13 protein-coding genes are annotated in these 14883 nt (G+C 45.1%); all 13 read right to left on the bottom strand.

What is annotated here, in order from left to right:
* Positions 1–31: 31 nt before the first annotated feature.
* Positions 32–1282, bottom strand: coding sequence for a glycosyltransferase family 2 protein (locus MHH63_RS25185; RefSeq protein WP_036682179.1), 1251 nt, complete (start codon positions 1280–1282; stop codon positions 32–34).
* 28 nt (positions 1283–1310) lie between these two features.
* A complete protein-coding gene (locus MHH63_RS25180; protein ID WP_341172210.1) occupies positions 1311–2861 on the bottom strand; it encodes a hypothetical protein in 1551 nt (516 codons plus the stop codon).
* The gene (wsfD, locus tag MHH63_RS25175) at positions 2858–4411 is read right to left on the bottom strand and encodes a glycan biosynthesis hexose transferase WsfD (protein ID WP_340394732.1); all 1554 of its coding nucleotides are present in this window, start codon (positions 4409–4411) and stop codon (positions 2858–2860) included. Before wsfD ends, MHH63_RS25180 begins: the two co-directional genes overlap by 4 nt.
* A gap of 31 nt (positions 4412–4442) precedes the next feature.
* A complete protein-coding gene (locus tag MHH63_RS25170) occupies positions 4443–5597 on the bottom strand; it encodes a glycosyl hydrolase family 8 (protein ID WP_256715744.1) in 1155 nt (384 codons plus the stop codon).
* A 170-nt stretch (positions 5598–5767) separates the two neighbouring features.
* On the bottom strand, positions 5768–7813 hold the full coding sequence (locus MHH63_RS25165; protein WP_340977830.1) for a catalase: 2046 nt from the start codon (positions 7811–7813) through the stop codon (positions 5768–5770).
* Between the two features lie 137 nt (positions 7814–7950).
* Positions 7951–8934 (bottom strand): potassium channel protein, encoded by a 984-nt coding sequence (locus MHH63_RS25160; protein WP_339281506.1) that lies wholly within the window; start codon positions 8932–8934, stop codon positions 7951–7953.
* Between the two features lie 117 nt (positions 8935–9051).
* Positions 9052–9444, bottom strand: a complete 393-nt coding sequence (locus tag MHH63_RS25155) for a DUF350 domain-containing protein (protein ID WP_038573772.1) — start codon at positions 9442–9444, stop codon at positions 9052–9054.
* Positions 9441–10034: a hypothetical protein gene (locus tag MHH63_RS25150; RefSeq protein WP_232061559.1), complete on the bottom strand. Its 594-nt coding sequence runs from the start codon at positions 10032–10034 to the stop codon at positions 9441–9443. Before MHH63_RS25150 ends, MHH63_RS25155 begins: the two co-directional genes overlap by 4 nt.
* 69 nt (positions 10035–10103) lie before the next feature.
* Positions 10104–11306, bottom strand: a complete 1203-nt coding sequence (locus tag MHH63_RS25145) for a glutathionylspermidine synthase family protein (RefSeq protein WP_076181895.1) — start codon at positions 11304–11306, stop codon at positions 10104–10106.
* Positions 11303–11992 carry a hypothetical protein gene (locus tag MHH63_RS25140; RefSeq protein WP_076124098.1) on the bottom strand — a complete coding sequence of 230 codons (690 nt, stop codon included), beginning with the start codon at positions 11990–11992 and terminating at the stop codon, positions 11303–11305. Before MHH63_RS25140 ends, MHH63_RS25145 begins: the two co-directional genes overlap by 4 nt.
* A 28-nt stretch (positions 11993–12020) precedes the next feature.
* Complete coding sequence (locus MHH63_RS25135; RefSeq protein WP_232061479.1) at positions 12021–12227, bottom strand: hypothetical protein; 207 nt, start codon at positions 12225–12227, stop codon at positions 12021–12023.
* Between the two features lie 79 nt (positions 12228–12306).
* A complete protein-coding gene (locus tag MHH63_RS25130) occupies positions 12307–13662 on the bottom strand; it encodes an MFS transporter (protein ID WP_248548928.1) in 1356 nt (451 codons plus the stop codon).
* A 92-nt stretch (positions 13663–13754) separates the two neighbouring features.
* Positions 13755–14789, bottom strand: coding sequence for a CdaR family transcriptional regulator (locus MHH63_RS25125; RefSeq protein ID WP_076181893.1), 1035 nt, complete (start codon positions 14787–14789; stop codon positions 13755–13757).
* Positions 14790–14883 lie beyond the last annotated feature (94 nt).

Genomic DNA, 14883 nt, shown 5'->3' with positions numbered 1-14883 from the left:
CATTTTTCTCATATGACTTTTTGGTGCCTCGTTAGTAGCGCTCCGTCTTATACCATTTGGCTTCTCTTTTGAAGATGAGGTCTTTCAGATATAGATATAATCCGTTAGCCGCGACAACCATCCACAGCTGGCAATAAGACACATACATCAACATTACAATCCCTAGATTGGACAAGCTCATCTCGCCCTTTTCTGTCGTTAGCGTGATGAAGGTCCCCACAACGAAAAGAATAATAGCGAGCAGCCATAAGAAATTACTAAGACCTGCAATAGTAGTATGCACATAACCCAAAGCATGCAGGATCAGCAGCACATCCGAGGTGATTAACGACAGCAGCAGTAAGAAGTAAATGGATAGAAAATAAAGAATATCGAACCGCACCTTTGCGGCCGATTTATTGAACAGCAGCGGAATATTTTTGACAATGACATAAATATTGCCCTTCGCCCAGCGGGTTCGCTGCTTGAACCAGACCTTCAGGGTCTGTGGTTCCTGCTCCCACGTGACGGATTTCGGCTGGAACTTGATTTGGTAACCCATCATATAAATCCGGAAGCTGATTTCTGTATCCTCGGCTATCGCTTTAACATCCCAACCACCGATGCTTTCCACAATTGACCTGCGCATAATGAAATTGGTTCCCGGAATAGTGCAAAGCTTGAACAGCTTCCAGCGTCCCGCTTGAGCCATCCATTGAAAGGATAAGGTCTCAATATTAATGAACCGGGTCAGTAAACTTGCATCACGATTACGGGTCCGGAACTTCCCAATCACCGCACCGAGGCTGGAATCATGCATGATCTCAGCAACCAGATAACGCAAAGCTGTTTTCTCCGGAGTATTGTCGGCATCATAAATGGCGATTAGCTCCCCTTTACAGCTGGTAAAGCCTATATTCAAGGCATTGGATTTGCCTTTGCCTCCTGTAACTGCATCCGTATTAATGACTACCAGCTGACGCCCCGGATTTCGGGATTGTATGCCCGCAAGCAGCTCGGCACTGTTATCAGAGGAGTTATCATTAATCACAATAATCTCATACCGATCTTGCGGATAATCCAGCGCCAGCAGAGATTCAACCGTCTTACAAATCACTACCCCCTCATTGTGAGCGGGAACCATAATTGAAACAAAAGGATATTCGCCCTCTATCTCTGGTATATCCTCATTTTCGGATTTAATGTAATATAGATAGCCCGCGATAATGAGGGTCACATTCACCAGCAGCAGAGACCAAATACAGATCACCGCAATCACCATCAGCACGTCTGAAATCGTCATAGGGTCCTCCAAATCACGATTAGTTGTCTCATTTCAAAAACTTTCTGCGATATAACCGGTATCCGATCATTAACAATCCGCCAAACAGCAGTAGAGAAATCATGATCACAACAATAAAAAATTGATTCTGAATATTAAAAAGTCGGGTGAAGCTCTTTTGCTGCTCCTCTGTGTAGCGATAATCGCTATCCACTGTTTCCGGTGTATAGTCCAGGCTTAGAGGTTGTCCATTAATAGAAATCATTCCATCTAATGAGGAGATTGTGTTCTGATCAGTAACGACCTGATGCTCTTCTTGCTTATAATCGGCAAAAGAAACCCAATTCCGTTCCAGACTTTGCAGCATTTCTTCAAGCTGACGCTCATCCTCGGGCATGTCGACGGTGATTACAGTATCCATCGGCAATTGCGGTATCAATTTATTGGATGTATGCAAAGCTTGAAGAAATTCCAGCGGAACGCTATATAAAGAGGATGGAAAGGATTTAGAGGTGTCGCTCTGCTCCATATAATCAATCTGTTCATCCGGATATAACACCACGGAATCAAAAAAGCTCATCCCCGCTTCTGAATACTCTTTGTCATACGACCAATGCATTTCTGCTCCGACTCCAAGCGGCCCAAGCCCGTTTTCGGCCAACAGATTGATGAAATCATTCATCTTTCCTTTAAGCGTATGGTCACTGGAGCTTATCGTTGGCATCACCACTGGGGCATTGACCAGAATGCTTCCATTGTTGGATTGCACACTTTTCATGGCCACTAAATAACGCTGCATGGCCGGATAATCGGTATTGCTGAACACAGGCCGCACACTTGCAAGAAACGGAATCCCCAGTTGATACAGCCGCTCACCCGTTTCTGCCAGCAGTCGCAGATCGGAGAAAGGATAGATTTCTTTGATCGCAAGGTACATTTTAGGAGCAGCAGTGATATGGAGCCAATCCTTCAGAACATACGCCATCCCCAGCGTACTGACATTCCCTTGTTCAAAATATGGGGCATATGTATCATTCCCCTTACTCACAGCGTACGGTGCTTGCAGACCCTCCTCCGCAAAAGAGAGTTGCCCGAAGGATTTGACCGCCTGACTCGCTACAATATAAGGCATATCCTGCACCTTAGCTTGAATTCCGGAGAACTGTCCGATTTCGAGCTCAGCACTCCCGTCATAGATCACATCAGTGGTTAGCTGTAACGCCTTCGTTAGACTAGCGGGTGGGTTGTACCCGATATGCAAATACTGCCCCTGATAATGCTCCCAATCCTCTATGTAGGATTTATTCGTGATCGAAATATCCGCTTCGTTACGGACCATGATCACTCTGGAGTAATTTTTCAGCATCCCCTGCTCGTATTGATCTAGGCTTCGAAGTGTAACCTTTGTCGAGTAAGCTGCCAGCAGACGTTGAAGTTCAGTCACATTTCCATCCTTAGAGGTCCCCTTGGCAAGGCTGTCATAGAGCAGTAAGACTTGTTGTGGCGATGCAGCAGATTGAACAGGAGTGGCGGGAAGCAATAGGATGGTTAAACTCAGCGTCAGCAGCAATATACAGTATAAGATCCCTCTGCGCTTCAAACACTCACATCCTTTTGAGGCTTTGTAAATGGACTAGACATGGTGGGGCTCTCGTTAACCGGCTTTTTGCGATTTTTGGAGAATCTGCGTCCGATCACACTAGATACTGTCAAAAAGGTCACCAAATCAAAAGATAAAGTGAACAAGAATTCATGCTTGGAAATGTCGGCATCACCGGCACCGATAATCGATACAAAAATGCCTGAAAGACCAATGCCTATCGTAGCGACAATCAATACCATCCGCTGCAATCCTCTAAAATTGCGTGCCTTAATGGCTGTTACAAAGGAAGGCATATACAGACCGATGACAAGCACTGTCCAAAGGAAGATAAAACCTATCGTTCGTGGTGCTAAAGCTTTTTTCAGCTGACTATATCCAGTAAAAAAATGACTCTGTGCTCGAAATTCCTTCCCAACGGATTGCTCGTAATTGCCCATCGCCGCTGGTTTGATCGAGAATGCACTTTGAGCAGCTACATTAAGAATCGAGTTAAGCTGATCCGGATTCGATATATAGTATTTAAGGATCGAAACAAATCCGTAACGACTGTAAAAGTTCTCTTGGAGGATCGGTGAATTCACATCAATAGTTCCGTATTTCTCGTAGTAAATGCTATTTTTCAAGATGGCATATTGTTCATCAATATCGAATGACTTCAATGCCTTCTCCGGATCGGAGGAATCCTTCAGCACCCCTCGGGTCATGGCATGGAACTGGTTAATATTCACGAACTCATCCGAGATATTCAAATAAGTGAACACACCTGCGAACAGGATCAAGGCAAGGGAAACCAGGGTCAGAATACGAAAGATCTTATCCCTGCGAATCCAAAGGATTGAACACCCCAGAACCGCAATGATTATACCCACTGGCGCATTTTGCTGTTTGGAAGTAGTCAGGATGATCGTACTGATCAAGAACAGGGCCAGCAGCACATAGTCATTGTATCTTTTTTGATATAACAACAACCAAGCTGCGAACATAGTAATCATCGTGATCATCACGACGCTCTCGCCGTAAAAGGAGTTGAAATAAGCGGTATACCCGGTATCTCCAAATATAAAAATAGCAATACCTGCAGTGACCCATCCCTGCTTGCGGGTCATCCCCCATGTAATAGCCTCTATTAATAAGTAGATCGCCGCAGCATATAAAATCGTGTAAATGACTGCTTGAAACCGGATATCGAAAACCTCGCTGCTAAAAAACAGCTTATTAAGTCCAATGGCCAGCTGAATAAATAGGGACTGTGAAGAAAATAATGTCGCGCCATTCTCATTAAAATATTGAAAGATTCCATATTGCTTTACAAAATAACCAAAGTATTGCTCGTCATAATCCGGCAGATTGAAATAAATTCCGTTACTATAGATGCTGCGAAAAAAATCACCATTATCCGCCATTCCGACATACGGGGCGGTAAATAAGGCGATGATGGTTATAAGCAACACTCCAAAAGCAGTGATAAAAGCCGGGGACAATGGCAACGGTAGGTTAGCGAGTGTCATCCCCTGCCTCAGAGGTGATTTCACCGTGTTGTTTATCATGCAGATTCACCTTCGTTACTATAGGTTTAAATTAATAGACATAGGCCAATGCTGCCATCAGATTGTCAAAGGAATAGGCTTGGCCACTAGCTACATCGCCGAAGCCTCCATACAGTGAGCTGCCGGCATCGGTTATTCTGAACTCGTTCATTCTTTCAATGCTTTTGCGATAGAGTGCATCGTCTCCGATCTCGGCACCAATCATAGCCGTAATGGCGTAAATGGCTGTTGAGCGAATATCGTTAAGCGGCTTTCCCTCACGCGAATATTGTCCATATAATGTGCCAGCCTCGACCTGCTGCTTGATAAAATTAATGCTGGAGGATTTCTGCTGGTCTACCTCTGCCAAAGCCAGAATAGACAGTAGCGATTCTACTGTATTGATATTCTCCGAACTATAGGTTCCACTCTCATAATTAAACCTTGTTTCATAGAAGGGAAACTCATCTGATAAATATCCATCTTTCAGAATAACGCTCATATTATTCAACAAAAAGTCACGAGATTCTCCAGAAACCGACAATTTTCGCATTGTACCTAAATCAATATAACATAAAGTAACGAATGTGTTGGTTTTTTTGTAATTTTCATCATAGAAGTCATACATATATCCATTTTTTACATTATAGTTATAAAACCTCTCACCATACTTAGCCGCTTCTTCTGTATATTGTTTATCTCTAAACGTATCCCCCGCTTCATAAAGCGCACGAATGATACGTAAGTCATCAACTGCAGCATTCACAGGATATAATTTCTGCTGTTTAGGGCTATACCGGTAGCTAAAACCACCCTTCATATCAAAGGTTTGCTTAGCCAGCGCCCATTCTTCTGCAAATCGCTCTTTCTCACCACTCCGTACGGCTGCCAGCATCCTCAGAGAGGCAGACTCACTTAGAATCTCATGGCCGCTTGCTGCTTCCCCGGATTGCTCTGTTTCAATTAAATTCGTATAAACACCGGACGAGCCGGTAAGCTTCGTAACAATAAATTGCTCTAAAGCATCCAATTCCTGTGAAGGGTCCCCCATATCATTATTAGCCGAACCCGTAGGATTCGGTGGCTCTGTTGTATGAACATTCGCGGAGGGCGAGGGTGTTGATGCCGGCATTGCTGTTTGCTCGCATGCTGTTAATGCTGTAAAACCTGTAAGTACCACTATAGCAACAGCTATCTCTTTCCTCAAAAAATCACCTCTCTAAGCATCTGCTTATATTGCCTAGTATTATCTATAACGGTAATATACATCACATCCTTAATCCAAATGTTAAATTTATGAAACCATTAGATGAAAAAAAGGAGGCATCCACACGCCTTCTGACGAGCAGATCCTCCTTTTTCTGTAATTTACTTACTTTATTCCATACGTTCCCAAAAACGATGGGCAGTAATGGCCGCAACGAAGCTAGCCGCAAAAACTTCCCCACCATCGCCTATTATGACTCCCGGACTGCTTCTATGTTCATCTGTTGCAAGCAGCTCAGCAAGTATTGTCGTCATCGCGATAGGTTTAAAATGTGCATAGGCTTGGTTGAGGAATAACGCTGCATCTTTATGGAATTTCTTGCGTTCCGCATTTCCACCCGCCGCATAAATCGCATCGAAGAGCACCGAATCTGTAGTGGACAAGGTATGGATGACTTCAAGCTCTGTGCCGCTTGAGCCTTTAATAAATCCAAGCTTATCACTGATTAGCTCCGGTTGTATCCCAGCTCCCATAAGCGTGTCCAACACAGGCATTACCGCAGCTTCATCAAAACCATCTCCGATAATCACGCCTACTTTCCGCGTGTTGGGATGTTTTTTCGTATTAGCCTGACTTAAGGCAGGGGAAGCTTGAGTAACCTCGGAACCGCCAACTTCTGGAGCCGCTACTCCAATGGCTTCTGCCACAGGTACAGCAAGCTCGGAGGTAATGTTAGCAAGCATATTTACGACCTGCTGTCGGACCGACTTACTCTTAACCTTTCCAAGCTCAAAAGAATAAGCTTCGATAATATGCAATTGTTCCGGAGGGCTCATACTATTCCAGAATAACTTGGCTTGTGAAAAATGATCCTCAAAGCTTTTACTCCGGCTCCGTACCTTACGGCCCTCAACCTTTTCTTGATAATGCACATAACCGCCTTCTGCCTCTGGGACAGGTCTCGGCGTATTTTGGGCCAGAGAATTATTATGATAACTCACAGTGCCCTGATTAATCATCTGCCGCCCATATCCGTCACGCTGGTTGTTGTGGAAAGGACACACCGGTCTATTAATCGGCAGTTCATGAAAGTTAGGACCCCCAAGCCGAATCAGCTGGGTATCCGTATAAGAGAACAATCTGCCCTGAAGTAGCGGGTCATTGGTGAAATCAATCCCTGGCACTACATGTCCAGGGTGGAAAGCCACCTGCTCCGTTTCGGCAAAAACATTATCCACGTTGCGGTTCAAGGTCATTTTCCCAACGATCTGCACGGGCACGTCTTCCTCTGGCCATAGCTTTGTAGGGTCCAGCACATCGAAATCAAACTTGAATTCGTCTTCTTCACTAAGAAGCTGAATGCCCAGCTCGTATTCCGGAAAGTTGCCGGCTTCAATCGATTCCCATAAATCACGGCGGTGAAAGTCAGGGTCCGCTCCGGATATTTTCTGTGCTTCGTCCCACACCAAAGAGTGTACACCAAGCACTGGTTTCCAATGGAATTTAACAAAATGCGCTTTCCCCTGTTCATTGATCAGACGGAAGGTGTGAACTCCAAACCCTTCCATCATCCGGAAGCTGCGCGGAATGGCGCGGTCGGACATCAGCCACATCGCCATATGGGCCGATTCCTGATTATTGGCGATGAAATCCCAGAAGGTATCATGGGCTGATGCTGCCTGAGGCATTTCATTATGCGGCTCCGGCTTAAGCGCATGCACTAGATCAGGGAATTTAATCGCATCCTGTATAAAAAAGACCGGCATATTATTGCCTACCAAATCATAGTTGCCTTCTTCGGTATAAAATTTGGTCGAGAAGCCCCGGGCATCCCGCACAGTTTCGGCTGAACCCCGTGATCCTGCTACCGTTGAGAACCGGACAAACACCGGGGTCTTCACGGACGGATCTTGAAGGAATTTCGCCTTCGTATATTCTTTCAACGATTTATATACTTCAAACTCCCCGTGGGCGGCAAATCCGCGTGCATGCACGATCCGCTCAGGAATCCGCTCGTGATCGAAATGGGTCATTTTTTCCCGAAAATGAAAATCCTCCAGCAAGGTTGGCCCCCGGTCACCGGCTTTTAGGGAGAACTCATCCTCGGACACTTTCAATCCCTGATTGGTTGTTAAAGCGTGACCTTCGTCCTTACTGCGAAACTGTTCCAGTTGCTCATTTTTGCTATTTCCGTTCACTTTTTGCTGTTCACTCATTAACAATGGCTCCTTCCGAAAGGTAGAGTAACGATAATATTCATCTCTTACCCTTAAGGAAGGAACGGCAAACAAAAAGAAGCGGAATTCCGAGAAGCCATTCTCCCGAAAATCCGCTTTACTCGCTTATCACTGACCTAACCTTTAATTCTCCGATACGTCTCTTCATCCGAAACAATATATAATCTAGCCTCTTTAGGAATAGGCTGGTCCAGCTTGCGATTGATGCTAAGGTCACTACGATCCGAGAGTAAAGTTGCACCTTGAAGGAGCAATTCCTGAAACGCCTGCCCATAGGTCTTCCATGCACTATTCACTGGAATCTCATAAATATCATCCCCATACTGGCGGCTCAGCAGCTGCGTAATCACCTCTGAATTCCCCTCTTGCAGAGCGGATCGGACAGCCAATCTAGAAATGGCATCATGCGACAGAACGAATTCATTGACCTGAACATGCCTGAAATTCTGTATATTCTTCTCCTGCATAATTTCTACGGTAGTATGTACTTGTGGCGCTATGCGCTCAATGCTGGAGGCGATAAGCAGAGACTTCCCGTCAATTAGCGATGCTTCATCAATCCGTGTGTCTCCGAACACAATGGCTGCCCTGGCTTCGTGTATGTTAGCTTTAAGGAGAATCTCATCGCTGGAAGCATCACCGCTTACAAAGTGGACCTGTTCCATATGCTCCAGCGGATGCCGTCCTATCTCATCAATGATGACGATATGACATTTAGGTGAATAACATAACACCTCATCTACCGCAGCTTGCGCTTTCTTACTCCAATTGATTAATATCACATGATCCTTTCCCCGGAAGCTCAATGTTCCTGCTCCTCTCCTTCTCTGCACCTCTGCAATAGAGTCAATAACCTTGCCAATAACCAAGCTGAGAAGACCAATCCCAAAAATATATAGAAACATGGTGAATAGCTTACCAACTACCGTCTCGGCAAAATAATCCCCATACCCAACGGTGGCCATCGTTGTCATGACCCAATAGAAGGCATTAAACCAGTTGTGGAATGTACTCGGTTCAAGCAGGTAAGCTATCGATGCGCTAAGAATTATAAAGATCAAAATAATCAGACCGATCGACCGTTTGCGTAAACGCATCATCCTGGTGGATATTCTCAGAAAAAAATGCATCTGCCATCCCTTCCTCACATTAATAAAGCTGCCTCTCGAGGTTATTACTGAGGGCAGCCTTATTAATGTCCATCTGCGATTTGTGAACTAAACAATCAAACTGCTGACTGCAAATGCTGTGCCGATAAACACCAAGCAGAGCATAGTGCCTACTGCCACATTGCCTTTTTCCAGATGTTCTGAAATTTTAAAGCTTGGGGTCGCCAATTCAAAAATCCAGTAAGCAGCGATGAGGCATACATAACCGACAGCAAACCAAATGATCATATGCAGAATAGAGGTATTCGTATACGCCGCTACTCCAATGATAATTGCTGTAGCGAGAAATTTGCCGCCAAGCGCTAGAGCTACAGCCACATTCCCTTTTTTCAGCTCTTCCATATCCTTGAACGGGGTCATCAAGCCAAAGATAACCATACCCAACAATTGCAGAAGAATAATCACAAATATACTGACTATTAAATTAACAACAATCGTCACTTTGCCCACCCCCGAAATTTCGCATATGCCGAGTCATAATCGGCGAAATCATGTACTTCCTCAAGGACTACGGAAGCGGTCTTTTCTTTCTCTAATGCTGCATAACGCTCATCGTCTATCGGCTGCTTGATCCGGTTGCCGGAAGGCAGCTCGAGGACGGCAAAGTTTCTTGTCTTCTCATTATATTTTGTCTTGTATACTCCTACAAGATCAACATCTGTAGTTACCGATACCTTAAGGTTGGTAAGATCCTCGACTGCTGTTTTTTCATCGGGATACGATTTAATGGTCGTCCAGGAAGAGAGGCGGACTTCATTGCGTTGGTCGGCATCTGTGATCAGCTCAGCGTCCATGAACTGCAGTGTCCATATTTTATCGCCCGTAGCATAATTCTCATCATTCGGCAGCAGCTCATTATCCGGCAACACCGTCATATCGCTACCAATTAGATCACCTACAGTACTCTCCACAACCCGGTAATCCCAAGGTACCCGTGCAACACTGTCAGAAGTTTCAGCAGTGCCTGAATCAAACACACTCCCCTGATTACTGGAACATGCACTAAGCAGCAATACCGTTAGAAGCATCATACATAAAGCCCCGATCCGGGCCTTTACTAATCTAGTAGACGACTTGTTTATAGCCTTACTTTTATCCAACTATCTCACTCCCAACGCGATAAAATGACTGGCATTGCCCGTAATCAGTCCGCCAGCCCGGCCGAGCAGCCCACACGGCTTCCCATTAATGACGAACATGCCTGTCAGTAGGTGGAATTCACCTTCGGCGGTGTGTATTCGGGCTAGTTCAGCTCTTTTTTGATATACAGAGGGAAAAAGCTGACTGCTATCATAACCCTCTTCGTCCTCAATTTCTAGAGTTCCACTATCGTCAAAGAGACGTACAGAACCGCCTTCGCGGCCAAATACAGATTTGGACACAAAGCTGCCAGAGAACACAGGCTTATTATAAGTCGGCAAAATATAACGTGAGATCGCCTCACGCTCTTCATTGTCAAATAATAAGCCAAGCTCATACATTCCCCACACAGCTGCAATCAATCCCTTAGACTGCAACAGGATACTGTGCGGTCCATTAAAAAGCTGAAGATTTCCCTGCTCAACAGCATAGGCAAGTGCATCTCCACCTTCATCGACGGCCATCCACTCTTTAGGATATAGGGCGAACATCCGCTTTATCACCCGGTCCTCCCCGTCCTTCAAAATGCCCTCATCGACCCACAGGTCGAGACAGTCCACACACTGAATAGTAAGCCCGCTATGTCTGGCCAAGGCTTCAATCGTACCCGAATCTTCAAGATGAGACCCATAAGCAACACAAGCTGCGGTATCTGGACGTTCTATCTGCCAGGCTGCGGCAAGTTGTTCCTTCATCGCATGATTTGGACTAGTCACACCCGCCTGTTCACAGATCCAAGGTGTTGCTATGGAAGCCTCCACATAACCTGTAGGTGTATCGGCATTCAGTTCCAGAAGCTTGATGGTTCCATCATTAGCTATCGCAAAATCGAACCTTGCATACCGACTGATTAGACCTTCTTCCGGAATAGGAAACCCATCAAGCATCTCCCAAAGAACAGGAGGAATGCCCAGCAGCTCATACAAATCGCGTTTTAGATGTATATACCGAACCGCTTTATCGAGGATAGCCCACAGCTTTGCGGAGGCTTCCTCAAGCTCTTTATAAATGTCGCTGCGCATCACAGCTATTGCATCCATCCAGTACTCTTCTTCCTCTAGATCTGCCCAAGTGAACCCAAGCTCATGCAGCGCTTGTACCCGTGGGCCCCGCTCCAGATCAGACAAATCCAGAATCTCAAACACGCTCTGCTGATCACTCATCCGCCGAAACCACTCTTACTAGAACCAGATCTCGATGAAGATTTCGAGCCTGAGCTTGATTTAGAGTTCTTCGAAGAGTTTAAGCCACTGGAAGTGCCACCGATTCCGTTCTTTGAAGAGGAACCTCTTCTCGTGATGGAACCCGTGGATGAGGTTGAGGTTTTAGGTTTCACTACAGAACCGGGCACCTTTTTATTCTGGAACTTTTCGCTGCTATAAGTAGGTGGTTTATAAGTGGTTCTCGTGCCCCCATAATAGGTAGGACGGTCCTTAGCCCATCCTCTGGAGGAGTAATTGGCACCGCTGTTAAACAACATGTGATACAGAAGCAAATCCGTCCAGCCAAAACCTGAATGATAACCGCCATAGTTATTCACTACCGTTGTTCCGTTTGAAGTTACTACGCCTTGGCCTTGCTCCTCTACCTCTTTCGTACCTTCTTCGGGGTAGGGAATATTCCAATCCACATTTTTATCAAAATAAGCTTTAACCTCTTCATTAGACCAAGAGACTAGCTGTGGTTCGCCCGCAGAAGTATTCGCGCTAGCCCCCGCTCCGCCAGGAATAAACATAGCATTCGCTAATAAGGCTATGCCTAGCGATGTTGATAATACACGGATGGGTTTGCCATCTGCGGTAAATAATTTTGATGCAGGCAATTCCTTATCCCTTTCTTCTTTAGCCATCGTAAGGTTCTCCTTCCCTGATGATCTTCTATCCCTCAGTGTGCATCGGAACAAGCAAAAGCTCCAGCTTGCCCTCATCCACATTCAGTCGTCCTTCAACCGCCTCATATTCCTTACTGCCCACCACTATATAATTGACATGTTCAAGTGCAGTTATCATATTCATGCTCCACGTACGCTCTTCAATCACTCGTAGATCACCTTCTGGCATTTTTTCGATTAAAACTACACTCATCCCGTTATCCATTATTACCATTCCTTCCTTATATCTGCTATAGCATCTGATACGTTTTTATCACCTTTTCGTTTCAGTTCTAAGCTTGTATAGATTGCCCAGCATTACTTTTGGAATAAGAACGTCTATATAAAAGGAGAACTCCTAACGAACACAAGCTGACAAGGAGCAACAGTCCGTATACATGCTCATAGGCTTTTGCCGGCGCAAGATCACGCTGAGCATGCAGCAACAGCCCACAGACCGCAACAGATACAGAACCTCCAAAGAACTGAATCAGTTGTAAAAGCCCCATACCTGAACCAATCCAAGTTCGCGGAAGAACCCGAGAAGCTTCATTATTTAAGGATGCCATTGTCGCCGAGAAGGCCGGAGAGAAGCAAAGATAACCAAGCAGAAGAACTACAGGAGATACAGAAAGGTTCAGCGCAAATGCAGCCATAACAGCGGCAAGAATACAATGCCCTATGATTAAGAAGCGCAAGTTGCCATACCGGTCAATAAAACGTCCAACAAAACGGGTAAGAAATGCAGATAATAACGCACCTGGTGCGATAAACAAACCAATCATCAACGCGGATTTACCAAACAGATTAGCGAGCACAAGCGGCATCAGGAACAAATTCCCCAAGTTCAGCACCAGAATACAAAAGCCTATGGTAACTAGCTTCAAGTATCCCGGCATTTTTAGCAGCTGCGGGTTAATAAAGGATTCCTTCGCCTTCTTCAAATACCAAGCGTGCACGATAATAGACACTACGCCCACTGCCAACCATACCAGAGATTGGGTAGTTACGGCTACCAGCAGACTTGCCGCATTTACTACGGTCAGCGCCGCCCCAATAACGTCAAAGCTTGCAGGCTGCGGCTGTTCCTTAGGTAATAAACGCAGTAGTACTGGCAATACAACAAGCACAAGGCAAGTAATTCCGAATAACCCGTTCCAGCCAAAATACTGACTGATGACACCACCAAAAATCGGGCCCAAACCAAAGGCCATTGCACTCCCTGCGGAGATCATGGCGATAGCCGCACCACGTCTTTCAATAGGCACATAACGGCTAGCCAGTACGAGACCCAATCCAGCCATCGCACCCGCGCCAGCAGATTGTACTATTCTCGTTATCAATAATGTATTAAAGTCATGCGCAAATAATCCAAACACTGAGGCCAACCCAAGAGTAATTAAGCCAACGGTCAAAAGTCTCCGAATCGGCACAACGTCTGATAAGCGGCTATAAATAACCGTCGATAAAGCATATCCAATCGAATAGCTCGAAATTACCCATGAACCTAGATCAGCAGAAATTTGGAGATCCTGAATAATGGTTGGAAGTGATACATTAAACATCGTTGTGTTCATCACTACGATAAAAAGGCACACGGTCCATAATGGCATGACTACTTTATCATTCATTACTACTTTCTCATTCATTCCTATCCATCCCTGTCCTAATTTATCTATACAAGCTTATCTAAGTTTATGCCTATAAAATCAGGATGGCAATTGGAATAGGGGGATTTAGACTATTTACGCCACATCAATCCGCACAACAATTCAAACAACTCCATGTAGTTGCGTGGATTTTTGCCCGTTAATGTATGAATGCGATTAAGCCGGTAGTTCAGTGTATTTCGGTGAATATTCAGCTTCTGTACAGTACGATTATGGTCCCCATTCTCAGCAATAAATACTTGCAGTGTTTCAATCAGGCCTGTCTTATCGCCCGACTGATCCAGTAGAGCATAAATCGTCCCGGGCCGTTCTGCCCCGTCATAGGAGAGATGAATTAAGAATCTTAGTTCTTCATAAGTGTACAGTATCTTGAGCGGGTCGACTCTACTACCAACACTAATCGCCGCCTGGGCCTGTTCAAGTGAATAAGCAGCTAACTCCTCTGCTTCGCCAGAACCTATTCGCCCCACATTCGCACATGAATTTAGTTTTCCTATGAGCTCTTTATAAAGAAAAACATCCGTTATAAAAAAAACCGCCTTATCATTCTCCAAATTCCAGTAATGTGGATAGGACCTAAATACATTTTTGAATTCTTTTCCGTTCACATCGCCTTCCACTAGGATCGCCCAGCATTTTTTCTTAAGATCAAGCCCATAGCTGCCCGCCCGTTCCAGAAACTCAAGATCATATGCTTCTTTACGATAAGACAATTCATGATAAAATTTCACACGTTTTACTCGCTCATCCTGTTCCAGCTTGTTCCTTGCTTCCTGCTCAATAAGTAATATAGTAGTGACTCTGACCAGCTTACTAAACGGCCTAACCTCATCTGGATGTCCCGTAATACCTACCACACCCAAAACTTTATGATCTATAATAATGGGTTCATTCACCCCCGGCTTCATGCCGCTGCCATCCTCGTACACTTCAAAGACATGCCCACTTTGAATGGCTATTCTCGCTCCCTCATGTAAGGTTCCGACCCGTTTCAGATCTCCGCTCCCCACAATAAAGCCGCTCTCATCCATAACATTAATGTTATAAGGAACTACGCTCATCATTTCTTGTGCTATTTGTCCTGCAAGTGATTTCGATATCTTCATGTCTGTACCTCCTGTCCCTTTATATTCTACTCAGAAAGCTTCTACCTTAAAAAAGAAAAAGGGGCTGACTCCGTTCAGTCAGCCCCTCTATCAC

It is taken from the genome of Paenibacillus sp. FSL H3-0310 (genome assembly GCF_038002785.1).
Classification (GTDB): Bacteria; Bacillota; Bacilli; order Paenibacillales; family Paenibacillaceae; genus Paenibacillus_AQ; species Paenibacillus_AQ odorifer.
This window is presented reverse-complemented; position numbering and strand designations above follow the sequence as displayed.

What these genes read in the sequence shown, in the direction of transcription:
- MHH63_RS25185 (WP_036682179.1), bottom strand. Translation starts at nt 1,282, where the DNA reads ATGACGATTTCAGACGTGCTGATGGTGATTGCGGTGATCTGTATTTGG.
- wsfD (WP_340394732.1), bottom strand. Translation starts at nt 4,411, where the DNA reads ATGATAAACAACACGGTGAAATCACCTCTGAGGCAGGGGATGACACTC.
- MHH63_RS25165 (WP_340977830.1), bottom strand. Translation starts at nt 7,813, where the DNA reads ATGAGTGAACAGCAAAAAGTGAACGGAAATAGCAAAAATGAGCAACTG.
- MHH63_RS25160 (WP_339281506.1), bottom strand. Translation starts at nt 8,934, where the DNA reads ATGATGCGTTTACGCAAACGGTCGATCGGTCTGATTATTTTGATCTTT.
- MHH63_RS25150 (WP_232061559.1), bottom strand. Translation starts at nt 10,034, where the DNA reads ATGATGCTTCTAACGGTATTGCTGCTTAGTGCATGTTCCAGTAATCAG.
- MHH63_RS25145 (WP_076181895.1), bottom strand. Translation starts at nt 11,306, where the DNA reads ATGAGTGATCAGCAGAGCGTGTTTGAGATTCTGGATTTGTCTGATCTG.
- MHH63_RS25140 (WP_076124098.1), bottom strand. Translation starts at nt 11,992, where the DNA reads ATGGCTAAAGAAGAAAGGGATAAGGAATTGCCTGCATCAAAATTATTT.
- MHH63_RS25135 (WP_232061479.1), bottom strand. Translation starts at nt 12,227, where the DNA reads ATGAGTGTAGTTTTAATCGAAAAAATGCCAGAAGGTGATCTACGAGTG.
- MHH63_RS25130 (WP_248548928.1), bottom strand. Translation starts at nt 13,662, where the DNA reads ATGAATGAGAAAGTAGTAATGAATGATAAAGTAGTCATGCCATTATGG.
- MHH63_RS25125 (WP_076181893.1), bottom strand. Translation starts at nt 14,789, where the DNA reads ATGAAGATATCGAAATCACTTGCAGGACAAATAGCACAAGAAATGATG.